The organism is Streptomyces sp. NRRL F-5755, assembly GCF_001279365.1.
GTDB classification, from domain to species: Bacteria; Actinomycetota; Actinomycetes; order Streptomycetales; family Streptomycetaceae; genus Streptomyces; species Streptomyces rimosus.
Genome location: NZ_LGCW01000317.1, coordinates 86,084 through 110,347, shown reverse-complemented (window position 1 = coordinate 110,347; position 24,264 = coordinate 86,084). Strand labels below are relative to the sequence as shown.

The window sequence follows — 24,264 nt, the reverse complement described above, 5'->3', positions numbered from 1 at the left end:
CCCCCTCACCCCGCCCCTTCCAACACCCGCACGCGGGCCTCCACCAGCGCGGGCAGTGCCCGGCGGCGCGCGAGGGCGGCCGGCAGGCGTCGTACGGCTCCAGTCAGTGCCAGCCGGGCCGTCGGGTCCGTGCGGCCTTCCAGCGCCAGTCGTGCGGTGTGTGCGACGGCGTGTCGCAGTGGGCGGCGTAGCCACGCGGTGAGCAGGACGTTGCGGCGTACTTGGGCGGCGCGGCCTGGACGCGGTGCGCCGCCCGCGCCGTCGGGCTGGTGGCGGGCGATGAGCGCGGGGCAGTAGGCGACGCCCCAGCCGGCCGCCTCCAGGTCCAGGGCCAGCAGCGATTCCTCGGCGCCGAAGTGGAGTACGGGGTGGTAGCCGCCGACCTCCAGGAACGCGTCGCGGCGGGCGACGGCGGCGCAGCCCAGGAAGCCGAGCACGGACGGGCCCGGCAGGTCGGGTTCGTGGCCCAGCGGGGAGGCGGCGAGCACGTCGTTGAGCGGGTCGGGGCCGGCGTCCGGGCCGACCAGGGTCGCGGCGGCGGCCAGCCCCAGCCGTGGGTGCGCCGCGAACACCTCGGCGGCCCGCGCCAGGGCGCCCGGCTCCCACCAGGAGTCGTCGTCGCTGAACGCCACGAGCGGCGTGTCGAGCGCGGCGGCCCCGTACGTACGGCCGACCGCGCCGAGGTTGTGGCCGGGCGTCAGGACCCGTACGGCGGGGAAGCGCTCGTGCACGGCGGCCGCGGTGCCGTCCGACGAGCCGTTGTCCACGACCACCACCGGCGGCTCCTCGGGCAGCCGGGTGATCCGTTCCAGCGTCCCGAGCAGGCGCTCGCGCCGGTCCCGGGTGATCATGACGATGCCCACCCGCGGGGCGTCCGGCGCGGCCACCGTGCCGGGCGGTCCGGCCGTCCGCGCGGTCACGAGCGGACCTCGGGCCCCGGCGCGGCGGCGCGGGCCGCGCGCCGGGCCAGCGCGGTCGTGGACCTGCCGTCCAGGTACGGCAGGACGAGCGCCTGGCCGCCCCACTCCCGCAGCGTGGCCGCCTCCGGCAGCGCGTCCACCGAGTAGTCGCCGCCCTTGACCCATACGTCGGGCCGCAGCCGCCGCAGCAGTTCGACGGGCGAGTCCTCCTCGAACACCGCGACGGCGTCGACGCTGCCCAGCCCGGCCAGCACGCGGGTGCGGTCCGCCGCCCGGGTCAGCGGCCGTCCCGGGCCCTTGAGGCGGGTGACGGACGCGTCGGAGTTGACGCAGACGATGAGGCAGTCACCGATCCGCCGGGCACTCTCCAGCAGGCCGACGTGCCCGGCGTGCAGCAGGTCGAAGCAGCCGCCGGTGGCGACCACCGTGCCTCCTCTGGCCCGTACGGACCGGGCCAGTTCGAACGGGTCGGCGGGCCGCGCCGCCGCCGGCCGTTCCACCGGCGCGGTGCGCCACAGCGCACGGTTGCCCGCGCCGCCCGCCGCGACGAAGGCGGCGGCCTCGGCGACTGCCCGCTGTACGGCTTCCTCGGGCAGCGCGCCGTCGGCCAGCGCGGCGGCCGCCGTGGCGGCGAAGCAGTCGCCCGCCCCGCACGGGTCGCCGTCGGCCCGGTACGGCGCGGGTACCAGCATCGGCGAGTCGCTGCCCGCCCTGGCCAGCAGCGCGCCGCGCGCGCCGAGCGTCACCGCGACGGCCGCGGCCTGCCATTCGGCGGCCAGTTGGGCGCCCCGTACGGCACAGGCGTGCAGCGACCGGTCCTCGCCGGAGGTCAGCGCGCGCGCCTCGGACGCGTTGGGCGTGACCAGCCGCGCGCCCGGCACGGGCGGATCGCCCTTCGGGTGCGGGTCCCACAGCAGCGGCACCCGGTGTGCCACGTCGGCGAGCAGGTCACGTACTGCCGCCGCGGTACCCCGCCCGTAGTCGGCGACGAGGACGGCACGCGCTCCGGCGAGCGCCTCGCGCACCTCGGGCCCGGGCTCTCCCGGCCGCCCGCCGCCGCAGTCGAACCGCACCAGGGGGCGTCCGGAGGCCATCACCCGTGTCTTCTGCGGCAGTTGCCCGTCCAGGGGGATCTCCGCCAGGCGTACGACGTCGCGCAGCGCGCGCCGTACCGCCTCGCTCGCCGGGTCCTGGCCCAGCGCGGCGATCAGGACCACCTCGCGTCCCGAGCGCGCGGCGAGCGCGGCGGCGAGTCCCGCACCGCCCGGCCGGCTGCGGTCGTCGGCGACGTCCACCACCGGGGCGGGCGCGTCCGGAGCCAGCCGCGAGGACTCCCCGTCGATGTCCCGGTCCAGTAGTACGTCCCCCACGACGGCGAGGGGCTGACGGGTGCTCATGGCCGCCTCCGGGAATCGGGATCAGGCTGGGCGGCGTTCACAGCGCACCATCCCGCTCCACCACCGCGGCCTCCAGCGGAACGTCCGCGGCGGCCGGCGCGGAAGGAGAGGCCGGCGCGGCGCTGACCGCGTCGAAGTGCTCGCACAGAATGTGCACCGCGATCAGGTGCGCTTCCTGCACCGTCGCGCTGCTGGGGGAATCCACGCACACCGCCTCGTCGGCGGCGTCCGCCAGGGGATTGGGCCGGGGCCCGGTCAGTGCCCACACGCGCAGTTCGGCGTCCCGGGCGGTCTCGGCGGCAGCCAGCAGGTTGCCGCTGCGGCCGGAGGTGGACAGCAGCAGGAGTACGTCGCCGGGGCGGCCATGGGCGGCCACCTGCCGGGCGTAGACCTGCTCGAAACCGTAGTCGTTGCCGATGGCGGTGACGCTGGAGGTCTCGGCGTGCAGCGAGATCGCCGAGTAGGCGGGGCGGTCGTGCTGGTAGCGGCCGACGAGTTCGGCCGTCAGGTGCTGGGCCTGGGCGGCGCTGCCGCCGTTGCCCGCGGCGAGCAGCCGGCCGCCCACCGGCAGCACGGCGCCGAGGTGGTTCCCCCACTCGGCTATCCGGCGCAGGTGGCGGCGGCGCAGCTGGTGCACCGCCTCCTGGAGCGACTGGCAGTGGCGGTGGGCGGCGTCGAGAGGATGGCTCATGGTCGTCGGGCTCCCGGGAGGGCGCCGGTGGCGCCGGGGGCCCGCACCTCCTTCACACGTCTGCGGCGGGGACAGGGCGTAGGACGGTCGGCCGGGGCGGGGCCGCGGGGCGGCGGTCAGGCCACCTCGGTGACGGCGGGCCGCGGGCTCAGCACGCCGCGGTAGACGACTTCGGTGCCGGCCGCGACCTGGTCCCAGCCGTACCGGGCCAGTACGCGGCGGCGGCCCGCGGCACCGCAGGCGGCCCGCAGTTCGCCGTCCATGAGCAGTTCGCCGACCGCGTGGGCCAGCGCGGCCGGATCGCGCGGCGGCACCAGCCGCCCGCAGTCCGGGTCGGCCACGGTGTCCAGCTGCCCGCCGACGGCGGTGGCCACCACCGGCGTGCCGCAGGCCATCGCCTCCAGCGGCACGATGCCGAACGGCTCGTAGTCCGCCGGGCACAGCACCACGTCGGCGGCGCGCAGCAGCGGCGGTACGTCCTCGCAGGGCACGCCGCCGATGAAGCTCACCCGGTCGGCCACCCCGGCGGCGCGGGCCAGTTCGCGCAGCCGCCGTACCTCCGGGTCCGCGTCGAGCAGGTCGGCGGGCGGCCCGCCGGCGATGACGAGCCGAGCCTCGGGCAGCCGGGCCAGCGCGGCGACGGACACCTCGGCGCCCTTGCGCGGGACGAGCCGGCCGAGCTGGAGCAGCAGCGGGTGGTGCGCACTGTGGTCGGCGACCGGTCCGTCCGGTGTGAAGCGCGCGGTGTCCACCCCGCACGGCACCACACTGACCTTGCCGTCGCCGATGCCCATCCGGCCCAGCTCGGTGACCTCGTCCCGGCAGGTGGCGATCACCCGGGCACAGCCCTCGCCCACCTCGGCCTCGCTGGTGACGCGGGTGCGCGGGCTGGTGTCGGCGTCGCCCTGGTGGCGCCGCTTGACGGTGCCCAGCGCGTGGTACGTGTGGGCCAGCGGCAGCCCCAGTTCGCGGGTCGCCCGGAGCGCGGCCAGGCCGGACATCCAGAAGTGCGAGTGGACCAGGTCCGGCGCCCGTACCCGCCATTCGGCGGCCAGGAAGTCGCCGAACGCCGTCATGTACGGCAGCAGGGAGTCCTTGGGCACGTGCCGGGGCGGCCCGGCGGGGACGTGCCGGACCCGGACGCCGGGCCGCAGCACCGTCTCGTCCGGCAGGTCGGCGGCGTCCCGCCGGGTGTACACCGTCACCCGGTGTCCCCGGTCGGCCAGCGCGCCGGCCAGGCGCGCGACATGGACGTTCTGCCCGCCCGCGTCGACGCCGCCGAGCACCGCCAGCGGACTGGCGTGCTCGGACACGAGCGCGACGGACAGGCGCCGGGTGGCGCCCAGAGGGGTGGTCATCTCTGCACCTCCGTGATCAGACGCTCCCAGTCGTGCAGGAAGCGCTTGAGCCCGTAGCGCTCCAGGGCGGCCTGGCGGGCCCGCGCGCCGTCCTCGGCCGCCGCGTCGGGGTCCTCCAGGTACGTCCGGGCGGCGCGGGCCAGGACTTCGGGCCGGTTGGAGAGCGTGCCGGTGCCGGGCCGTACCGCTTCGGCGGCTTCGGTGGTGGCCAGGGCCACCACCGGCATGCCCAGGTGCATGGCCTCCAGCAGCGACAGGCCGAGGGAGGTCCAGCGCACCGGGTGCAGGTAGAGCCGCCGCTGCGCCATGGCGGCGTGCAGTTCGGCCTGTGGGAGGTCGGCCGTGCGGCAGCGGTCCGGTGGCAGCCCGAGGTGCTCGGCGAGCCCGTCGGTGCGCATGCCGAAGACGTCCAGCGGGGCGGCGGCCGACAGTTCGGGCAGCAGGTCGGTGCCGACCGTACGGCCGCGCCGGACCGGCTCGTTGACCACGACGGCGGCGCGCTCGACGGCGCCGGTGTACTGGTGGCCGGGGTCGACGATGCCGTGCTCGATCACTTCCGTACGGGTGCCGCCGTTGTCCCAGAACAGCCGGTTGAAGTGGGTGACGTGCACCAGCACCAGGTCGTCCCGGTCGGCGTACGGGTGGCGGGTGTGCGGCACGTCGCCGTCCGGCGCGTTGTGCTCCAGGTAGACGGCGGGCACGTCCCGGCCGGGGCGGCGCCCGCCCAGCCAGCGTTCCGCCAGCTCCGCCTCGTGCGGCCGTTGCAGCACGACCAGGTCGACCGGGGCGTGCCGCAGCTCCGCCGGGGTCTTCTCCACCACCGATTCGGGCCACGGGAAGGTACGGGCGCGGCCCAGCCCGTCGGGTCCCCGGTCCGGGGTGACCGGCACCAGATAGGTGTGCGGCCCCTGGACGAACGCGGTTGTCCACGATCCGTGGACATGCCAGAGCAGGATGTTCATACAGTCGCACCTCGTTCGGTGTCGTCGGGAGCCGCTACGGAACGGTCCGTACGGCCGGGCGCGGACGGCACCGACGGCCGTCCGGGGCCGGTCAGCCGGGACACGGCGGCGAGCAGCGCGGTGTCGCTGACCGTGTCGAGACAGGGGTGTCCCGGCACCGGGCAGCGCCGGGCGCGGCTGCCCGCGCACGGCGCGTCCTGGTCGCCCAGCAGGACGTGCGGCACGCCGTACGGCGCCCACAGCCGCGCGGGCACCACCGGCGCGAACAGGCAGACGACCGGCGTGCGCACGGCGGCGGCCAGGTGCGCGGGGCCGGTGTTGCCGACGACCACGGCCCGCGCGCCCGCCAGTACCCCGGCGAGCTGGTGCACGTCGGTGCGCCCGCCGAGGTCCAGCGCGTGGCGCCCTGCGACGGCGGCGGTCAGCTCCCGTTCGCCGGGCCCGCCGGTGACGACGACGCGGTGCCCCGCCGCGCTCAGCGCGCCCGCCGCCCGCGCCGCCCGCGCGGCACTCCAGGCGCGGGCCGGTACCGCCGCGCCCGGGTGCAGCACCACGTACGGGTCGGAGCCGGTCAGGGGAGAGGTGTCGGGGGGCGGCAGGACGCCGAGGGCGCCGTCGTCGCCGGGCGGCAGGGCGAACCCGGCGTCCCGCGCGAGGTCCAGCGCCGCTTCGGCCTCGTGCCGGTGCGGCTTGCGGTGGTGCCGCAGGTCCAGCAGCGCGCCGGGGTAGTCCACGCTGTCCGCCGCGACCCAGCCGACCCCGGCGAGTTTGAGCAGCAGCGCGGCAGGAAGCGGGCTCTGGTGGTACGAGACGAGCACCAGCGCCCGGTCGAACCGGCCCGCCGCCAGGGTGTCCACCAGCTCCCTCGTGACCTGCCGGTCCACCGGCGCGGGCCGCAGGCCGACCCACGGCGCGTCGTGCACGATCACCTCGTCCACGCCGGGCAGCAGCCGCGCCGCGCGCTCGCCCAGCGGGCCGCACAGCAGCGCGGTGTACGACGAGCCCGCCGCCACGGCACGTACCGCCGGACCGGCCAGCAGCACATCACCCGCGCTGTCCAGCCGGACCACGAGCGTCCGCGGGGCCGAGGTCATGCCGCGCCCTCTCCGGGGCCAGGGCCGCCCAGCAACAGCCGTACGGCGCCCGGCAGATCGCGCGCGTACTCGCGTGCCGCGACGACCTCCTCGGCCCGCGTCATCGGCGTCGGGACGAGCACCCCGCGCGCCCCGGCGGCCCGCGCCGCGCCCACGTCCGCGCCGATGTCGCCGACCACGGCGGTACGCGCGGGGCAGACGCCGAGGTGCGCGCAGGCGGCGAGGACCAGGCCGGGCGCGGGTTTGCGGCAGCCGCAGCGGTCCCCGGGCCCGTGCGGGCACACCGCCCACACGTCGAACGGCCCGAACCGCGCGTCGACTTCCTGCCGTACGGACCCGACCTGAGCACCCGTCAGCAGCCCGCGCGCGACGCCGGACTGGTTGCTCACCACGCCCACCATCAGGCCGCGGGCCCGCAAGGCGGCCACGGCCTCCAGTGCGCCGGGCATCGGCTCCACCAGCGACGGGTCGCCGTTGTACGGCACATCGGTCACCAGCGTCCCGTCCCGGTCGAAGAGCACCGCCTCCAGCGGGCCCGCGTCGCCGGACGGCACCCGGGTGGGGACCGGCACCCGCTCGGGGGTCTGCCGCCCCGGCCCGTACAGCCACAGGCGCCCGGCCTCCTCGCGCTCCGCCGCCGGGTCCACGACCGCCGTCGCCCCACGGGCGCCCGGCGCAGCATCCTGATACCTGTTCACCGGCTACACCCGCTCCGGCACCGGCTCCGGCAGAGCCTCCGGCATCACGGGCGCCGGGCGCACGCTCAGCGGCGCCACCCGGCGGTGCCGCACCAGACCGCGCAGCCAGTGCCCGGCGGCCGACGGCGGGATCAGCGCGCTGGTCACCGCCATCGTCACCACCTCGTCCCGGGTCCGCGGCCCCGGCGCGATCCGCGCCCACGCGAACTCCGCCGTACCGCCCAGCCACAGCCCGGCCAGCACCGCCGCCGTCCGCCGTCGCCCGGCCGCCGCACAGAGCAGCGAGGCGCCCGCCGCGGCCGTCACCGCCAGATGCCACGGCAACCGGCCGCGCGGCGCGTCCGCGTGGTGCCACCAGTCCCGGCCGTGCCGACGCGTCATCAGCACGTCATCGGCGTTGCCCGCCTGGAGCCGTACGGAGACCCAGCGGTCGGCCGGGCGCACCGGGTGCGTGGTGCGGCGGGTGCCGGACGCCAGCGCCCAGCCGGCCGCCAGCACCCGCAGCGCCAGATCGGCGTCCTCCCGGAAGGCGCGCCGGAACCGCTCGTCGAAGCCGTCCACGGACTCCAGCGCGTCCCGCCGGTACGCCATGTCCGCGGTGATCCACTTGGCGGTGGCCAGCCCCGCGGTGTTGCGCTCCCAGTCCGTCGAGCGGCGGTCGACGGGCACCGGCACGGCGATCCGCGCGGTGATCCCGGCCGTACGCGGCGACGCGGCGGCGAGGTCGGCGGCCAGGTCCGTACCCCAGGTGGGGCCCGGCACCACGTCGTCGTCCAGGAAGACCACCCACGGCGTGGCGTCCGCGGCCCGCCAGCCCGCGTTACGCGCCGCCGCCGGGCCGCGCGCGCAGCCCGGGACGACCTTCGTCCGGTCGCGCAGCGCCTCCGGGATCCCGGCGGGCAGCGGGGTGCAGTCGTCCAGCGCCCGGTCGTCCACCAGCACGACCTGGAGCGGCGGCGGCCCCTCGGCCGCGGCCAGCGCCTCCAGGCACGCCGTCAGGCTGGGGCGCCCGAGCGTCGGGATCACCACCACGTAGTCGGTGGACGGCGAGGTCATCGGACCGCCTCCTCACCGCTGCCCGCGACCGGCCCGGTGACCGGCAGGGACGCGGTCTCCGCCAGCCGGTCGTACGAGGCGGGCGCCAGCGTCTCCTCATGGCCGGACGGGAACGACAGCACCTCGGCCGGGCGCCGCGCCGAGCGGTTCCCGGCGGCGAAGAACTCCTCCCGCCGCACCGCGAACGGACCGATCGCCAGCAGGTCCACCGGCGTGGAGCCGAAGCACTCCAGCGCGTCCCGCGGGTCGTCGACCATCGGCCGCCCCGCGGTGTTCAGGCTGGTGTTGACGACCACGGGCAGCCCCGTACGCTGCTCGAACTCGGCCAGCATCCGCGCCACCAGCGGCTCGTCGGCCGGGTCCACGGTCTGGATGCGGGCGGTGCCGTCCACATGCACCACGGCCGGGATGCGCTCCCGCCACTCCTTCGCCACGTCGTGCACGAAGAGCATGTACGGGCTGGGCAGCTGCCCGTCGAAGATCCGGCCCGCCCGGTCGGCCAGCACCATCGGCGCCACCGGCCGGAACTGCTCGCGCCCCTTGACGTCGTTGAGCCGCTCCAGGTTCGCGGAGTGGCCCGGGTGCGCCATCAGGGAACGGTGGCCGAGCGCCCGCGGCCCGTACTCCGAACGGCCCTGGAACCACGCCACGATGGCGTTCTCGGCCAGCGCCTCCGCGACGGTCGCGGCGATGTCCAGGGGCCGCTCGAACGGCACGGCGGCGGTCCGCAGCCACGCCTCCAGCTCCGCGTCGGACCAGCCGCGGCCCAGGTCGGCGCCGGGCATCGGCGCGGGCTCCTCGCCGCCGTCGGCGCTCAGCAGCAGCGCGCCGCCGAGCGCGGTGCCCGCGTCACCGGCCGCGGGCTGCACCCACACCCGGTCGAACGGGCCCTCGCGCGCGATCCGCGCGTTGGCCACACAGTTCAGCGCCACCCCGCCGGCCAGCGTCAGCACGCTGTCGTGCGTACGGCCGTGCAGCCAGCGGGCCAGGTCGAGCAGCGTCTCCTCCAGGACCAGCTGGGCGCTGGCCGCGAGATCGGCGTGCGCCTGGCTCCACGGCTCCTCCGGGCTGCGCGGTACGCACAGGTCGCTCCACGGCACGTGCGCGGCGTGGAACCCGCCGTCGCCCGTCGGGTACACGTGGCGGCGCAGCTCGGGCAGCATCCGCGGGGTGCCGTACGAGGCCAGCGCCATCACCTTGAACTCGTCCGAGGAGCGCAGGAATCCGAGGTGCGCGGTCAGCTCCTCGTAGACCAGGCCGAGCGAGTGCGGCAGCTCCTGCCCGTACAGCGGCTCCAGCTTGCCCTGTACGCGCTGTGCCGCCAGGTGCGAGGTGGCCTCGCCGCGCCCGTCGAGGACGAGCACCGAGCAGCTGTCGGCGTCCGGCGCGGCGAACGCGGCGGACGCGGCGTGCGCCATGTGGTGCGGGACGTAGCGCACCCGCTGCGGGTCGAGCCCCGGCAGCGCGTTCTTGAGGAAGCCGGGGGCCTCGCGCGCGTACGTCAGGCGGAGGTGGTCCCAGGGGTCGTCCAGCCCCATCTGCTCGGCTGGCCGGGCGAGGCGGGGGTCGAAGGAGTACGCCACCGCGTCCAGCTCCTCGGGGCGCAGCCCGGCCGTGGCCAGGCACCAGGCGGCGGCCTGGTCGGGCGTCTCCCAGGCGGAGAAGGGCACCGGCCGCTTGCCGTGTTTGCGCCGCGAGAAGCGTTCCTCCTCGGCGGCGGCGACGGTCTGCCCGTCGACGACGAGGGCGGCGGCGGGGTCGTGGAAGAGCGCGTTGACGCCGAGAATGCGCATGGAAGTTCGCTGGCCTTTCGTCGGGATGGGCGGCGGCCGGCCGCCCGGTCGGGACGGCCCGTGCGCCGGGGCTCCGGCCGGAACCGGGGCCGGTGTCAGGCCCCCGGCCGCTTGCGGAACCAGTCGACGGTGCGTGCCAGACCGTCCCGGGCCGCCACTTCGGGCTCCCACTGGAGCTTGCCGCGGGCCAGGGTGATGTCGGGGCAGCGGACCGCGGGGTCGTCCGTGGGCCGTTCGATGAACCGGATCTGGGAGCGGGAGCCGGTGAGTTCGGTGATCAGCCGGGCCAGGCCGAGCATGGTGATCTCGACCGGGTTGCCGAGGTTGACCGGGCCGCGCAGATCGGAGGCGGCCACCGCGAGGACGCCCCGTACGGTGTCGTCCACGTGGCACAGGGAGCGGGTCTGCCGCCCGTCACCGGTGACCGTGAGCGGTTCGCCCGCCAGGGCCTGCCGGATGAACGTCGGCACCGCGCGGCCGTCGTGGCCCCGCATCCGCGGCCCGTAGGTGTTGAACAGCCGCACGATGCCGGTGTCGGTGCCGTGGGTGTTCGCCTCGGCGGTGGTCATCGCCTCGCCGAAACGTTTCGCCTCGTCGTACACGCTCCTCGGGCCGATCGGGTTGACGTTGCCCCAGTACGACTCGCTCTGCGGATGCTGCTGCGGGTCCCCGTACACCTCGGACGTCGAGGCGAGGACGAAACGCGCCCCGTGCGCGCGGGCCACCGCGAGCGCGTTGCGGGTGCCCAGACTGCCGGTGTCCAGCGTGTGCAGGGGCAGCCGCAGATAGTCGGCCGGGGAGGCCGGGGAGGCGAAGTGCAGGACGAGATCCACCTCGCGCCCGATCCGGAACGGCTCGGTGACATCCGCCTCCACGAACGCGAACCCGGGCCGGCCCTTGAGGTGGGCTATGTTCTCGCGCGCCCCCGTGCTCAAGTCGTCGATGCAGGTCACGGAGGCCCCCTGGGCCAGCAGCGCGGTACACAGATGCGAACCGACGAAACCCGCGCCGCCGGTCACCACGGCGTGTTTCCAGTTCCGGGACAGGGCGGCGTTCATGGGATCTCCCTCGACTAGGGGGCTACCGGGCATCGGGTGCCTCTCCAGCCCCGGAGAAAACGTCACGCTGGGCGACACTGCGCGCGCCCTTCGCATCGCTTAAGCTGAAAAATCGCCGCGGGGCGGCTCATCCCGTCCGATGCCGCCCGATGGCCGTGCGTGGCCAGTCAATTCCCGTACGCCGTGGCGCGGTGGGCCCCGGTCCACCGGACCGGCAACCGCCGCACAGTCACCCGTCCGACCGAGCCAGCCACCGCAGCAGCCCGCCGAGCAGCCCGTCCCCGTCCGGCGACAGCGTGTGCGGCCCCGTCTGCGCCCGCCCCTGCGGCGACAGACACCAGGCGAACAGCCGGTCCAGCTCCCCCTTCCCGGCCTGCTCGCAGCGCAGTACGGCCGGCCAGCCCAGCGCCGCCGCCTGCGCGCTGACCTTCGCGCCGCCCTCGACGGGATCGACGGCCAGCGCCGGAGTGCCCGCGCGCAATGCCAGGACCATGCCGTGCAGCCGGGTGGTCACCACCACGTCCAGCCGGGCCAGCACCGCGTGCAACTGGTCCGGCGTCGCGGGCAGCCGCCAGTCGCGTGAATCCAGCCGGGTGTCCAACGGCACGCGCGCCGCGTCCACGGTCCCCAGCCAGTCCGTCAGCCGCTCCGTGACCTCCTCGTGCCGCCGCCGGGCGCCGTACTCGTGCTGCCCGCCGGTCAGCACCACACCGACGAGCGGCACGTCACCGGGCGCCGGGGCGCGCAGGCTCAGATCCTGCGCCCCGGTCCGCCGCCCGGCCAGGTCACGGGCCAGCACCTCGTCGAACCGGGTCACCGCCGGATCGTCCGGATCGGGTACGGACACGCCGACCGCCACCCGGCGGCACCCGGCGAACCGGTCGTGCAACGCGAGCAGCGGACTCGGCCCGCCGTCCGGCGTCGGCCACGAGTGCACCGGGCCGCAGGCGAACACCACGTCCGTGAAGGCCGCGGGATCGGCGTCCTCCAGGTGCAGCGCGTCCGGCCGGAACACCGGCGACCACGCCGTGTCGTACGCGATCCCGGCCCCGTGCAGCGCGCACTGCACGGCCTCGGCAGCGAGCATGTCCCCGGCCGTCACCTCGCCGTGCAGAAAGCTGAACCAGCCGGTCAGCAGGATGCGGTGGTCCGGTGCGGGGCCCTGCCCCCGGGGCGGCGCCGTCACGAAACCGGTACCGGCACCGACCCGGGCGCGGCGGCCGGCCGAGCCTCCAGCCGTACGTCTTCGGGCCGCCGTACCGGCTCCGGCAGCCGCGCCACCGCCGTCAGCACCTCCGCCGCGGTGATCCGCAGCAGCCGCCCGTCCGGCTGCCCGCCGTGTGCGTCGCCGGGACGGGCCCGGTCCAGGTGGCCCGGATGCCACAGGGCCCGGTGCCGGGGCAGCCGGGGCGGGCCCCACAGCCGGGGCGCTACGGGCCCGAAGAGCACCACGGACGGCGTACCGAGCGCACTGGCCAGATGCGCGAGCCCGGTGTCGCCGACGATCACCGCACGGGCCCGCGCGACCAGCGCCGCCAGTTCCCCGAACGGCAGATCCGCCGAACCGCCGAGAACCGCCGACGGCGGCAGCCCGGCCTGAACGGCGACCTGCCGCGCGAGCGGTCCCTCACCGGCCCCGGCGGTCAGCACCACACGGTGCCCCGCACGGTGCAGCGCGTGCGCCACCGCGGCGAAACGCTCCGGCGGCCAGCGGCGCGCCGCGGCGTCCGCACCGGGGTGCACCACCACCGCGCCCGGCGCGGGCGACGGGCCGGGCGGCGCGTCGATCCGCAGATCATCCGGGTCCGCCGGAATCCCGTACCAGGTCAGCAGCCGGCACCAGCGGCTGCGCTCATGCTCGTCCGCACGCCAGACCGGCCCCAGGACGCGGGGCATCGCCGGATGCGCATACGCGAACAGCCGGACCGGGCGCAGGGCCAGCAGCGGAAGATGGCTGGCAGGCCCGTTCCCGTGCAGATCCACGGCGACAGCCGGGGGCGGCCCGGCCCAGTCGACCCGCCGCGGCACGCCACGACCGGGCGCCGACGCGGGCAGCACCCGGTCGACCACTCCCGTCGCCACCGCGGCCTCCGCCAGCCGGCCGGGCGCCGCCAGCACCAGCTCATGCTGCGGATAGGCAGTACGCAACGCCCGCAACGCGGGCACCGCCGTCAACAGATCCCCGAGCCCAAGCGCCCGAAGAACAAGAATGCGCGGCCGGTCGGCGCGGGGGTGGGGGCTTGGGCGGGGCGGGGTCATGCGGGTGCCTCCTTGGCATGCGGGGTCCTGATGCGGGGCCGTCGGCGAAAGGCGGTACGAGACGGCACGGGCCGCCCTTCACGGCGCGGGTCGCTGACACCAATGTGTGGTCACCTGCGGAGCCTCGCGACCGCTGGCCGCCGGGGTGTCCGCCGGTCTCGGGTGTCCGCCGGTCCGATGTGTACGCATGCGCGGGGCATCGGGAGCGGCTTTACGGGTACGTACCCGTACCCATAAGCTGGACCATGGAGAGGAGCATGATGATGGCCGATGCCAACGTTCGGATGCCGGAGGAAGCCAAGGAGCGACTGGCTGCGATAGCTGCCGGTGAAGGGTTGTCGCTACGGGCCTACCTGGCCCGTCTCGCCGACACTCTGCTGACCCCGCAGGAGCGGGCCGAGCAGGCCGAGAAGGCCCGGGCGGCACTGCACCAGTGGACGGGTTACGACCCGAGCCCGGACGAGGAGCAGAGCCTGGATGAGGAACTCGACCGACGCCTGGCCCGGGCGGTCGGCCGGTGAGCGAACCGATGCACGTCGTCCTTGATGACACAGCCATGGCCGCTGCCGGCCGGGGCAACATCATCGTTTCCCGGCTGATCCACCGGGCGCACGCCGAGGCGGACTGGTTCCTCTATGCCCCGGCGTGCGCACTGGTCGAAGCGGACCGGGCCCGCCCCGGAACGGCCGAACACCTCGCCGCTCTGCCCGGCATCACCGTCCTTGACCTGGACCTTCCGGCCGCCTTGGCGGTGGCGCACGAGGAAACCTGGGCGGCGGCGCATGCCCAGTACGCCGCACAGCCGACACCCGACCGGCCGAGCGGTGCGGTCATCGCCACGACGCTGCCCAAGCAGTGGGAGGGCCGACCGGTCCGCGTCCTGGACCTGACACCCTGAACCGAGGGACGGCGAGTCCTGGCACTCCCGCCCTTCTGTGAGCAACCCCACCCCACCCCCGGGCCCCTTGTCCCCCAAGGGATCCGGGGTATTCCGCACGCCTCGGCCAGAGGCTCGCTCTTCCCCCGCCCCCGAAGCGTCTGTGAACATGTGGGATTGCTGTGCCTGGAAGGGTTCGCTGATCCGCGGACCGGAGTGAGGCCGGCATGTCGACCGAATCGGCGCCCGCGGTGTGCACGCAGTCGTGCTCCGTGCCCGTCGAGCCGCTCTCCGAGCCTGCTGGGCTCTTCACGAAGTTCTCGCCGCTGTGTCTTTTCCTGTTCGATCCGCTGCCCGTGTCCCGGCGCAAGCGGAGTCCCACGAGACGATTCCCGCCCCGGAAACCCCTGAAACAGTCGAAACCGAGAAAAATGTACGCCGACGTCTCGGCGGCTTCCGGTATCTGCTGGGCCGCAAGCCGGCCGGCGGTGCCGATCACGCGCCGTGGCGGTCCCTGCGCTACCGCAGCATGCGCTGGTGGTCGGTGGCCAATCTGGTGTCCAACGCCGGCACCTGGATGCAGCTGACCGTGCAGAACCTGCTGGTGCTCCAGCTCACGGGTTCCGCGGCGGCCACCGGTCTGTCGCTGTCCGTACAGGCGGGTCCCGGGCTGATCATGGGGCTGTTCGGTGGTGCCGCCGTCGACCGGTGGCCCCGCAAGCTCACGGCCGGGCTGAGTCAGGCCGTGCTGGGGCTGGTCGCCTTCACCACCGCGGTCCTGGTCGCCACCGGCCAGCTGAACTACGGGCTGCTGATGGCGCTGGCCGCCGTCACCGGCCTGGTCGCCACGGTGGACGGCCCGGCCACCGCCCTGCTCGGCAACGATCTCGTACGCCGGGAGGACGTGCCCTCCGCGATCGCCGTCGGCTCGCTGGTGCACAGCGTGGGGCGGCTCGGCGGTACGGCGCTGGCCGGTGTCGCCGTCGGCTTCCTGGGTACCGGCGCCGCCTATGCGGCCAACGGTGTGTCCTTCCTGTTCGTCGCGGCCGTCATCCCGTTCCTGAAGCCGGTGAGCGAGGCGCTGCGGGCGCCTGCGAAGAGCCGGGAGGGTACGGAGGAGGCCGTCGCGTCCGCGGGGGCGACGGAGCCGGAGATCGGTGACCGGGCCCGGGATGGCCTGGCGTTCTTCATGCGCCGGCCGCGGCTGGTGGCGCTGGCCGCCATCACAGGGCTCAGCGCGATCTTCGGCCGTAACTACCAGCTGACCCTGGCCGTCCTGGTCACCGGGCCGCTCGCGGCGGGCGCCGGCGCGTTCGGCACCGTCTCGTCCGTACTGGCGGCGGGCGGCATCGTCGGCGCGATCCTCGCCGCCCGGCTGCGCAACCCGTCGGTCAAGCTGGTCGGCGCGCTGGCCGCCGCCGGTGCGCTGCTCCAGGTCTTCGCCGGGCTGTCCCCGTCGCTGATCGTCCTGCTCGTGCTGGTGCTGCCGATGTCGGTGGTGGAGTCGGTTTCCGACACCGCCGGTACGACGGTGCTCCAGACGGACCCGCCGCCGAACATGCGCGGCCGGGTGCTGGGTGTGTGGCGCAGCGCCAGCACGGTGTGGGGTCTGGTGGCCCCGCCGCTGCTGGGCCTGCTGATGGAGGTGGCCGGTGCCCGCGGCGCCCTGGTGGCGGGCGGTCTGATCATCGCGGTGGCGATCGGCGCGGGTGCGCTGCTGCGCTCCCGCGAGCGGATCTCCTGGCTGGTGCCCGCGTCCGCCCCCGCGCCCGCCGTGGCGGCGGAGTACCGGTCCGTGGCCTGACGCACGGGCGGGGCCGGCGGGACGCCCGTCCCGCCGGCCTCGGCGCCGCTACCGGTTCTTGAACACGGCTTTCTCCACCTCGGCCGGGTTCTCGTAGCTCTTGCTGGGGATGCTGGAGATCTTGTCCCGCATGCCGCTGTCCGCGTGGTTGCCCTCGGCGCACGAGACCAGGTCGTCCTTGCTCGCCGGGTAGTGGGCGCCCTTGAGGGCCTTCTGCAGCTCGATCGGGTTGGTGTCGCTCATGGGGGTCCTCCGGTTGGGGGAGTGGGGTGCCGTCCGGCGGCCTGCCGGTGGCCGCCCCTCCAGTACCCGACCATTACGGGATTAATCGGACGAAAGTCCCGCCCGGGGCCGATGCCCCGGGCCCCGGCCCGTGGCCGCGCCGCCCCGCGAATGGGCGGCATCCCCAGGGGTACCCGCGTCCTCCCGCAGCGCGTGAGCCCGAGGAGGTCCGGTGAGCGGGAAGAACATCTTCGTATTGGGCCTGGAGGAGGCCAATCTCCCCGCCCTGCACGACGTGCCCGACGCGGAGCGGTACCGCTTCCATCCGCTGCTCACCCACGGTGAGCTCCAGGGGGGCGAAATCTCCGTACCCGATCTCCTGGGAAAAGCCGAGGGCATCCTGGACTCCTTCGACGGCACCATCGACGCGATCGTCGGCTACTGGGACTTCCCCGTCAGCACCTTCGTGCCGATCCTGAGCGAGCGCTACGGCACCCGCAGCACCAGCCTGGAGTCGGTCGTCAAGTGCGAGCACAAGTACTGGAGCCGCCTGGAGCAGGAGAAGGCCGTCGACACCCACCCGCGCTTCGGCCGCGTCGACCTCGGCACGCCCGACCCGCGCCCGCCCGAGGGCGTCCGCTTCCCCATGTGGCTCAAGCCCGCCCTCGCGTACTCCTCGGAACTGGCCTTCGGCGTGCACGACGAGGCGGAGTTCCGCGCGGCGGTCGACAGGATCCGCGAAGGCATCGGCCGCGTCGGCCGCCCTTTCGAGGACATCCTCGGCCGCCTCGACCTGCCGCCCGAGATGACGGGCGTCGGCGGTCAGGTCTGCCTCGCGGAGGAGGCGCTGTCCGGCATCCAGGTCGCGGTCGAGGGCTACGTCCACGACGGCGAGGTCACGGTCTACGGCGTACTGGACTCCATCGACTACCCCGGCTGCTCGTCCTTCCTGCGCCACCAGTACCCCTCGACGCTCCCCGAGCCCGTCCTGCACCGGCTGCGCGACGCCACCGCCCGCGTCATGCGGCAGATCGGCATGCAGGAGGCGACCTTCAGCGTCGAGTACTTCTACGACCCGCACACCGACGCGATCAACGTGCTGGAGGTCAACCCCCGGCACTCCCAGTCGCACGCCGAACTGTTCCAGTACGTCGACGGCGCGCCCAACCACCACGCCATGCTGCGCCTCGCCCTCGGCGAGGACCCGGCCATGCCGCACCGCGCGGGCCGCTACCGGACCGCCGCCAAGTGGTACTACCGGTGGTTCGCCGACGGCGTCGCGCGCAAGGTGCCCACCCACGAGGAGATCGCGGGCATCGAGAGCCGGATACCGGGCACGCGGATCCATGTGATCCCCGAGCCGGGCCAGCACCTGGCCGACATGGCGGAGCAGGACAGCTACAGCTTCGAACTGGCCCATGTCTTCACCGGGGGTGACAGTGAAGAGGAGCTGCGCGAGAAGTACGACCACTGCGTGGCGGCTCTGGACCTGGCCTGCGAGCGGACCCGGCCCGGCGGCCGGGACGGCTGAACCGGGCGGCCGGTCCGCGGGGCGGCGCCGGCGGGCACGACAGTGAGGAGAAGGTCGCCGCATGCGTTACGTGAGCAATCTGCCCTGCGCCACGGCGGAGGAGGACCACGTCACCATCCCCGTCTCCGACGGCACCCGCCTGTCGGCGCGCATCTGGCGCCCCACGGCCTCGGACGAGGAGCCGGTGCCGGCGGTGCTGGAGTACATCCCGTACCGCAAGGGGGACCTGACCGCCGTACGCGACTCCGTCCACCACCCCTACATCGCCGGCCACGGCTACGCCTGCGTCCGCGTCGACCTGCGCGGCACCGGCGAGTCGGAGGGCGTGCTCCGGGACGAGTACCTGGAGCAGGAGCAGGCCGACGCCGAGGACGTGCTCGCCTGGCTGGCCGCACAGCCCTGGTGCGACGGCACCACCGGCATGATGGGCCTGTCCTGGGGCGCCTTCGCCGCCCTCCAGGTCGCCGCCCGGCAGCCCCCGAGCCTGCGCGCCATCGTCATCGCGTCGTTCACCGACGACCGGTACGCCGACGACATGCACTACATGGGCGGCCAGCTGCTCTCCGACAACCTGGCCGAGGCGGGCACCATGTTCGCCTACGGCACCTGCCCGCCCGACCCGGCCGTGGTGGGCGGCCGCTGGCGGCAGATGTGGCACGAGCGGCTGGAGAACACCCGGCCGTGGGCCCTGGCGTGGCTCGCCCACCAGCGCCGCGACGCCTACTGGCGGCACGCCTCGGTCTGCGAGGACTACAGCTCCGTACGCTGCCCGGTGCTCGCCTCCAGCGGCTGGGCCGACGGCTACTCCAACGCCGTCACCCGGCTGCTGGGCAACCTCGACGTACCCCGCAAGGGCCTGATCGGACCCTGGTCGCACAAGTTCCCCCACCTGGGCGAACCGGGCCCCGCGATCGGCTATCTCCAGGAGGTCGTGCGCTGGTTCGACCACTGGCTCAAGGGCGCCGACAACAACGTCATGGACGGGCCGATGCTCAGCGCCTGGATGCAGGACAGTGTGCCGCCCTCCACCTCCTACGAGATCCGGCCGGGCCGCTGGGTCGGCGAGCCGGACTGGCCCTCCCCGCACATCCGCACGGCCTGCCGCCCGCTGTTCCGGCACCGGATCGGCGCCGACGGCGAGGAGTGCGGCGACCGGGGCTGCGGGGTGCTGACCGTGCAGTCGCCGCTGTCCGTCGGCCAGTTCGCCGGCAAGTGGGCCTCCTACAACGCGCCGCCCGACCTGCCGTACGACCAGCGCGAGGAGGACGGCGGCTCGCTGGTCTTCGACAGCGACCGGCTCACCGAACGGGTCGAGATCCTCGGCTCGCCCACCGTCGAACTGGACCTCTCGGTCAGCGAACCGGTCGCCATGGTCGCCGCCCGGCTCTCCGACGTGGCCCCCGACGGCCGGGCCACCCGCGTCACCTACGGCGTGCTCAACCTCGCCCACCACGAGACGATCGGCGAACCGGAGCCCCTGGAGCCCGGCCGCCGCTACCGCGCCACCGTCCAGCTCAACGGCGTCGCCCAGGCGTTCCCGCCCGGCCACCGCATCCGCCTGTCGCTGTCCACCTCGTACTGGCCGCTGGCCTGGCCGCCGCCCCGGCCCGCCACGCTCACCGTGCACGAGGGGACCAGCACCCTGACGCTGCCGGTACGCCCCACCACCGAACCCGACCGGCTGCCGCCGCGCCCCTTCGGCGAGCCGGAGGGCACCCGGCCGCTGACCGTCAGCCAGCTGACCGCGCCGGAGGAGCGCTGGGAGGTCAAGCGCGACCTGATCGGCTACAACTCCGAGCTGGAGATCGTCAAGGACCGCGGCCTGGCCCGCCTGGACGACACCGGCATGGAGGTCGGCCGGCGCGCGTACGAGCGGTACGCGACCGTCGCCGACGACTTCACCTCCGCCACCGGCGAAACCCTGTGGACCATGCGCTTCCGGCGCGGCGACTGGGACGTTCGGGTGGTCACCCACCAGGAAGTACGGTGCGACGAGAAGCAGTTCATCGTGGACGCCACTTTGGACGGCTACGAGAACGACCGCCGCGTCTTCTCCCGCACCTGGAACGAGACGATCCCGCGCGACTGTCTGTGAAAGGTACGGTCGGCCCGTGCGCCTGCTGCTGATGTCCGACACCCACCTGCCCAAACGCGCCAAGGCCCTGCCGCCGCAGCTGCTGGACGAGGTGGCCCGTGCCGATGTGGTCGTACACGCCGGGGACTGGGTGGACACCGCCACGCTGGACCTCCTGGAGGACCGCTCCCGCCGGCTCATCGGCGTGTACGGCAACAACGACGGCCCGGAACTGCGCGCCCGCCTGCCCGAGGTCGCATACGCCGAACTCGGCGGCCTGCGCTGGGGCGTGGTCCACGAGACCGGCCAGAAACAGGGACGCGAACGCCGCTGCGCCGAGCGGTACCCGGACCTGGACGTCCTGGTCTTCGGCCACAGCCACATCCCGTGGGACACCACCACGGAGGACGGCCGCCTGCGCCTGCTCAACCCCGGCTCACCGACCGATCGCAGGCGGCAGCCGTACTGTACGTATATGACGGTGGGGGCGGCATCGGGCTGCCTCACCGACGTGGAGCTGCACCGGCTGCCGCCGCGCCGCTGACCGTACGCCCGGTCAGGCCGCCAGCGCCCGCACCGCCCGCCCCGCCGCTTTCTCGTATCGCCGCACCAGCAGCCGCGCCACCTCCGGCGCCGGGCCGAGGACTTCCGCGAGGACCTCGGCCCCGGCCTCCTCGGCGCCGCGGGCGATGCGGTCCGGGAGGAAGCCGGGGGCGATGACGTACGGGGCCACGGCGACGCGTGCGGCGCCGTCGGCGCGCAGCGCCCGTACGGCGTCCGCGGTGCGGGGCAGGGAGGCGGAGGCGAACGCAGGCCGCACGGCGCACCAACCGGTGGTGCGCCGCCACTCCCGCGCGATTTCAGCGATCACTGCGATCGCCTCCGGGTCGGAGGAGCCCGCCGAGGCCAGCACGACCCCGGTCGAGCGCCGGTCGCCGGGCCGCAGCCCGGCCTCGTACAGCCGCCGCTCCAGGGCGGCCGTCAGCAGCGGCGACGGTCCGAGCACGTCGGCCTGGCGGACGGCGAGTCCGGGGAGCCGCGCACCGGCCTCCCGCAGGACGGCCGGGATGTCCGTCTTGGCGTGGAAGGCACGGGTCAGCAGCAGCGGCAGGGCCACCACCTCCCGTACGCCGTCCGCCGCCAGCCGCTCCAGCGCCCGGGGCACGCCCGGCGCGTTGAAGTCGAGGAAGGCGACCTCGACGCGCAGGCCGGGGCGCAGCGCCCGGGCCCGCGCGCACAGCGCGGTGACGGTCGCCGCGTGCCGCGGGTCGCGGCTGCCGTGCGCGATGACGAGGAGGGCCGGTGGTACGTACATGGGTCAGCTCTTCACCAGGAGTCCGCGGCTGCGCAGCACCCGCCGCTCGATCGGCGCGAAGATCAGCAGCTCGATGCCGATGCCGACGATGAGGATGAGGAGGATGGCGGAGAGCACCCAGGACATGTCCTGGAGCTCGCGGCCCTGTTCCAGGAGCTGGCCGAGGCCGGTGCCCAGGTCGGCGGCGTTGACGATGAGTTCGGCGGCCATCAGGGAGCGCCAGGAGAACGCCCAGCCCTGCTTGAGGCCGGCGAGGTAGCCGGGCAGCGCGGCGGGCAGCAGGACGTGCCGGACGCCGGTCAGTCCGCGGGCGCCGATCGTGCGGCCTGCGCGCAGGTAGAGCGGCGATATCTGGTCGACGCCGGAGACCAGGCCGTTGGCGATGGAGGGGACCGCGCCGAGCAGCACCACCGCGTAGATGGTGGCGTCGCTCAGGCCGAACCAGATGATGGCGGCGGGCACCCACGCCACCGAGGGCAGCGACTGGAGGCCGCTGAGGATGGGGCCGATCGCGGCCCGTACCGGCTTGACCCGGGCGACGATCAGGCCGAGCGGCGTACCGATCACCACCGAGGCCAGGAAGCCGAGCGCGCCGCGGGACACGCTGGTCCACACGTAGTCGAGCAGGGTGCCTTCGAGCCACTTGTCCTGGAGCGACCGGGCGACATCGACGGGACTGGGCAGCAGGTAGTGGTCCTTGAGCTCGAAGTGGTAGGCGAGCTGCCACAGGAGGAGGACGAGGGCGACGGCGACGACCGGGGGCACGGCTTTGGCGCCGAGCCTGCGCAGCCAGGGCCGGCGGTCGGTGACGGTGGTGTCGAGTGCGTCCAGACCGGCTTCCAGCCCGGCCAGGTCGGCGGCGCCGTCGGGCCGCGCCCCGGCGGCCCCGGTCACCGCCGTCCCGGAGGCCGTGTCGGTGGTGCCGGTCTCAGTGCTGGCCATGGCGGCGGATCTCCCCACGGAGCTGTTCGGTGATCTCTACGGAAAGGTCGGCGACGGCCGCGTCCTCGATGCGCCGCGGATGCGGGATGTCCACGCCCCACTCGCGGGCGATCCGGCCGGGCCGGGAGGACAGCAGCACCACCCGCTCGGCGAGCCGCACCGCCTCCCGGACGTTGTGGGTGACGAACAGGACGGACAGGCCGCCGCTGCCGGTGGTGCCGTCGTTGGACTCCTGCCAGATGCGGGTCAGTTCGTCGTGCAGTACGTCGCGGGTGATCGCGTCGAGGGCAGCGAACGGCTCGTCCATCAGCAGCAGCCGGCTGTCCTGGGCGAGGGCACGGGCCATCGCCACGCGCTGCCGCATGCCGCCGGACAGTTCGTGCACCCGCTTGCCGTACGCGCCCTTGAGCCGTACGAGTTCGAGCAGCCGCTCCGCCTCGCCGCGCCGCTCCGCGCGCGGCACCCCGCGCAGCCGCAGCGCCAGTTCGATGTTGCGGCCCGCGGTGAGCCACGGGAACAGCGCGTGCTCCTGGAACATCAGGGCCGGGCGGCCGCCGGGCGTCTCGATGCTCCCCGCGGACGGGCCGTCCAGCCCGGCGACGAGGTTGAGCAGCGTCGACTTGCCGCAGCCCGACGCCCCCAGCAGACAGACGAACTCGCCCGGCGCGACATCGATGCTGATGTCGTCCAGCACGTGCTGCTGCGCGCCGGGGCGGCCGAAGGACTTCGAGACATGGTCGATGCGAGCGGCGTACGAAGCGGCCGCGCCGCCCGTGTCCGCCGGGGCGGACGTCCTGGTGCCGGGCTTGCCGAGCGTGGTGGTCGTCATCGGTGTCACCTCCTGGGATGCGTGCGGCGGACTACTCGGCGCCGAGACCGGCGTCGTCGACGGCCGGCTTGCCCTCGGCCTTGAGCACCTTGTTGAGCAGCGTCAGGTCGTAGATGCCCTTCAGGGCGGGCTTCTTCAGCAGACCGGCCCGGACCGCGTGGTCGGCCTCCTGCTGGAGGGTGGCGGCCAGCGGGTCGTCGGTGACGTCGGTGTTGCGGAACGCCGGGTCGATGACGTCGGGCGGCAGCGCCTTGCCGGACGCGGTGGCCAGCTTGTCGTTGAGCGCCCGCTTGGCCTCGGCGGGGTGGGTCCTGATGTACGTGTTGGTCCTGACCGAACCGCGCAGCACCGCCTCGACGGCCTTCGGGTGCTCCTTGAGGAACTTCTGCGAGACGATCACGTTCGTGATGACGAACTTGCCGTCCTTCCACAGCTTCTTCTCGTCCAGCAGCACCTTGCCGCCCTCGGCGACCAGCTTGGACGCGGTCGGCTCGGGCACCCACGCGGCGTCGATGCTGCCCTGCCGGAAGGCGACGGGGGTGACCTTGTTCTCGGTGCGCTGCACGGTCACGTCGCCCTTGCCGGTGGTGGCGTCGACCTGGTAGCCCTTCTCGGCCAGGTAGTTGAGCAGCGCCACGTCCTGGGTGTTGCCCAGCTGCGGGGTGGCGATGGTCCTGCCCTTGAGGTCGTCCAGGCTCTTGATCTTCTTGGGATTCACCACCAGCGACACGCCGCCGGACGCCGAACCGGAGATGATCTTCAGGCTCTTGCCCTTGGAGGTGGTCCAGCCGTTGATCGCGGGGGACGGGCCGATCCAGCCGATGTCGATGGCGCCGGAGTTCAGCGCCTCGATCTCGGCCGGGCCCGCGTTGAAGACCGACGGCGCGAACTTCGTACCGCCCAGCTCCTTCTGGAAGAACCCCTTCTGGTCGCCGACCAGCGCGGTGGCGTGCGTGGTGTTGGCGAAGTAGCCGACCTTCACCTGGTCGAGCCCGTCGGTCTTCGGGCCCTTCGCCTCGACCGCCCCCTGGCTGTCCTGCTTGGCGCGGGACCCGTAGCCGCACGCTCCGAGCGCGCCCAGCAGGAGGGGGACGGTGGCGGCGGCCGCGAGGAGGCGGCGGCGTCGTACGGCAGGCACGGGAGGGGGTCCTCTCGGAGGGCCGGGCGGCGAGCGCCTACGGCGGGCCCGGCAGAGCGGTGGGATGTCGGAAGGGGGGCGTGGGGGGCATACGGCGGTACGTCATCGGCGGCGGCCCGCACATCGCCCGACCCCGCCCTGGCCGCTGCCCAGGGCTCCGCTGCCGATCCGGCCGCCCTCCTTCGCGAACGTCGAGAAGGCGTCCGCGAAGGTCGCGAAGGCGTCCAGGGCCAGGGATCCGGTCAT

The 24,264-nt window shown here is 74.5% G+C and carries 24 protein-coding genes; 6 read left to right on the top strand and 18 right to left on the bottom strand.

Annotated elements, in window-relative coordinates; genetic code table 11:
- Positions 1 to 5 precede the first annotated feature (5 nt).
- The 12 genes from ADK86_RS38260 to ADK86_RS38205 all read right to left on the bottom strand — a co-directional run bounded on the left by ADK86_RS38260 (position 6) and on the right by ADK86_RS38205 (position 13,286).
- Positions 6 to 920 carry a glycosyltransferase family 2 protein gene (locus tag ADK86_RS38260; protein WP_078952542.1) on the bottom strand — a complete coding sequence of 305 codons (915 nt, stop codon included), beginning with the start codon at positions 918 to 920 and terminating at the stop codon, positions 6 to 8.
- On the bottom strand, positions 917 to 2,317 hold the full coding sequence (gene rfaE2 / locus ADK86_RS38255) for a D-glycero-beta-D-manno-heptose 1-phosphate adenylyltransferase (protein ID WP_053700769.1): 1,401 nt from the start codon (positions 2,315 to 2,317) through the stop codon (positions 917 to 919). Before rfaE2 ends, ADK86_RS38260 begins: the two co-directional genes overlap by 4 nt.
- Before the next feature lie 37 nt (positions 2,318 to 2,354).
- Positions 2,355 to 3,008, bottom strand: coding sequence for a D-sedoheptulose-7-phosphate isomerase (locus ADK86_RS38250; RefSeq protein WP_053700768.1), 654 nt, complete (start codon positions 3,006 to 3,008; stop codon positions 2,355 to 2,357).
- 116 nt (positions 3,009 to 3,124) lie between these two features.
- A complete protein-coding gene (locus ADK86_RS38245) occupies positions 3,125 to 4,366 on the bottom strand; it encodes a glycosyltransferase (protein WP_030600955.1) in 1,242 nt (413 codons plus the stop codon).
- Complete coding sequence (locus tag ADK86_RS38240) at positions 4,363 to 5,328, bottom strand: glycosyltransferase (protein WP_053700767.1); 966 nt, start codon at positions 5,326 to 5,328, stop codon at positions 4,363 to 4,365. The genes ADK86_RS38245 and ADK86_RS38240 overlap by 4 nt, the downstream gene beginning before the upstream one ends.
- Positions 5,325 to 6,422 (bottom strand): glycosyltransferase family 9 protein, encoded by a 1,098-nt coding sequence (locus tag ADK86_RS38235; RefSeq protein ID WP_053700766.1) that lies wholly within the window; start codon positions 6,420 to 6,422, stop codon positions 5,325 to 5,327. The genes ADK86_RS38240 and ADK86_RS38235 overlap by 4 nt, the downstream gene beginning before the upstream one ends.
- Positions 6,419 to 7,120 (bottom strand): D-glycero-alpha-D-manno-heptose-1,7-bisphosphate 7-phosphatase, encoded by a 702-nt coding sequence (locus ADK86_RS38230; protein WP_199834549.1) that lies wholly within the window; start codon positions 7,118 to 7,120, stop codon positions 6,419 to 6,421. Before ADK86_RS38230 ends, ADK86_RS38235 begins: the two co-directional genes overlap by 4 nt.
- 3 nt (positions 7,121 to 7,123) lie before the next feature.
- Positions 7,124 to 8,176, bottom strand: a complete 1,053-nt coding sequence (locus ADK86_RS38225; RefSeq protein WP_053700765.1) for a glycosyltransferase family 2 protein — start codon at positions 8,174 to 8,176, stop codon at positions 7,124 to 7,126.
- Positions 8,173 to 9,969 (bottom strand): carbamoyltransferase, encoded by a 1,797-nt coding sequence (locus ADK86_RS38220; protein ID WP_053700764.1) that lies wholly within the window; start codon positions 9,967 to 9,969, stop codon positions 8,173 to 8,175. Before ADK86_RS38220 ends, ADK86_RS38225 begins: the two co-directional genes overlap by 4 nt.
- 95 nt (positions 9,970 to 10,064) lie before the next feature.
- Positions 10,065 to 11,027 (bottom strand): UDP-glucuronic acid decarboxylase family protein, encoded by a 963-nt coding sequence (locus ADK86_RS38215; protein ID WP_199834548.1) that lies wholly within the window; start codon positions 11,025 to 11,027, stop codon positions 10,065 to 10,067.
- Positions 11,028 to 11,256: 229 nt separating this feature from the next.
- Complete coding sequence (locus ADK86_RS38210) at positions 11,257 to 12,213, bottom strand: polysaccharide pyruvyl transferase family protein (protein ID WP_107088664.1); 957 nt, start codon at positions 12,211 to 12,213, stop codon at positions 11,257 to 11,259.
- The gene (locus ADK86_RS38205; protein WP_234346311.1) at positions 12,210 to 13,286 is read right to left on the bottom strand and encodes a glycosyltransferase family 9 protein; all 1,077 of its coding nucleotides are present in this window, start codon (positions 13,284 to 13,286) and stop codon (positions 12,210 to 12,212) included. Before ADK86_RS38205 ends, ADK86_RS38210 begins: the two co-directional genes overlap by 4 nt.
- 263 nt (positions 13,287 to 13,549) lie before the next feature.
- Between ADK86_RS38205 and ADK86_RS38200 the strand changes: the two genes are divergently transcribed.
- From ADK86_RS38200 to ADK86_RS38190, 3 genes are all read left to right on the top strand, one after another.
- Positions 13,550 to 13,807: a hypothetical protein gene (locus ADK86_RS38200; RefSeq protein WP_053700782.1), complete on the top strand. Its 258-nt coding sequence runs from the start codon at positions 13,550 to 13,552 to the stop codon at positions 13,805 to 13,807.
- 8 nt (positions 13,808 to 13,815) lie between these two features.
- Positions 13,816 to 14,184, top strand: a complete 369-nt coding sequence (locus ADK86_RS38195; protein ID WP_053700781.1) for a hypothetical protein — start codon at positions 13,816 to 13,818, stop codon at positions 14,182 to 14,184.
- A gap of 508 nt (positions 14,185 to 14,692) precedes the next feature.
- Positions 14,693 to 15,967: an MFS transporter gene (locus ADK86_RS38190; protein WP_053700762.1), complete on the top strand. Its 1,275-nt coding sequence runs from the start codon at positions 14,693 to 14,695 to the stop codon at positions 15,965 to 15,967.
- 48 nt (positions 15,968 to 16,015) lie between these two features.
- On the opposite strand, the gene ADK86_RS38185 is transcribed toward ADK86_RS38190, so the two are convergent.
- On the bottom strand, positions 16,016 to 16,210 hold the full coding sequence (locus ADK86_RS38185) for a DUF2795 domain-containing protein (protein WP_030375776.1): 195 nt from the start codon (positions 16,208 to 16,210) through the stop codon (positions 16,016 to 16,018).
- Between the two features lie 211 nt (positions 16,211 to 16,421).
- On the opposite strand from ADK86_RS38185, the gene ADK86_RS38180 reads away from it, so the two are divergent.
- The 3 genes from ADK86_RS38180 (at position 16,422) to ADK86_RS38170 (ending at position 20,338) form a co-directional block, all read left to right on the top strand.
- On the top strand, positions 16,422 to 17,720 hold the full coding sequence (locus ADK86_RS38180) for an ATP-grasp domain-containing protein (protein WP_053700761.1): 1,299 nt from the start codon (positions 16,422 to 16,424) through the stop codon (positions 17,718 to 17,720).
- 61 nt (positions 17,721 to 17,781) lie between these two features.
- The gene (locus ADK86_RS38175) at positions 17,782 to 19,815 is read left to right on the top strand and encodes a CocE/NonD family hydrolase (protein ID WP_053700760.1); all 2,034 of its coding nucleotides are present in this window, start codon (positions 17,782 to 17,784) and stop codon (positions 19,813 to 19,815) included.
- Positions 19,816 to 19,831: 16 nt separating this feature from the next.
- Entirely contained in the window at positions 19,832 to 20,338 is a 507-nt protein-coding gene (locus tag ADK86_RS38170; RefSeq protein ID WP_053700759.1) for a metallophosphoesterase family protein, read from the top strand.
- Positions 20,339 to 20,350: 12 nt separating this feature from the next.
- On the opposite strand, the gene ADK86_RS38165 is transcribed toward ADK86_RS38170, so the two are convergent.
- From ADK86_RS38165 to ADK86_RS41925, 5 genes are all read right to left on the bottom strand, one after another.
- The gene (locus tag ADK86_RS38165; RefSeq protein WP_053700758.1) at positions 20,351 to 21,109 is read right to left on the bottom strand and encodes a sirohydrochlorin chelatase; all 759 of its coding nucleotides are present in this window, start codon (positions 21,107 to 21,109) and stop codon (positions 20,351 to 20,353) included.
- Positions 21,110 to 21,112: 3 nt separating this feature from the next.
- Positions 21,113 to 22,051 carry an ABC transporter permease gene (locus ADK86_RS38160; protein ID WP_053700757.1) on the bottom strand — a complete coding sequence of 313 codons (939 nt, stop codon included), beginning with the start codon at positions 22,049 to 22,051 and terminating at the stop codon, positions 21,113 to 21,115.
- Positions 22,038 to 22,880, bottom strand: coding sequence for an ABC transporter ATP-binding protein (locus tag ADK86_RS38155; protein ID WP_053700756.1), 843 nt, complete (start codon positions 22,878 to 22,880; stop codon positions 22,038 to 22,040). The genes ADK86_RS38160 and ADK86_RS38155 overlap by 14 nt, the downstream gene beginning before the upstream one ends.
- Positions 22,881 to 22,911: 31 nt before the next feature.
- Positions 22,912 to 24,018: an ABC transporter substrate-binding protein gene (locus ADK86_RS38150; protein ID WP_053700755.1), complete on the bottom strand. Its 1,107-nt coding sequence runs from the start codon at positions 24,016 to 24,018 to the stop codon at positions 22,912 to 22,914.
- Between the two features lie 102 nt (positions 24,019 to 24,120).
- On the bottom strand, positions 24,121 to 24,264 hold the full coding sequence (locus ADK86_RS41925) for a hypothetical protein (RefSeq protein WP_078952540.1): 144 nt from the start codon (positions 24,262 to 24,264) through the stop codon (positions 24,121 to 24,123).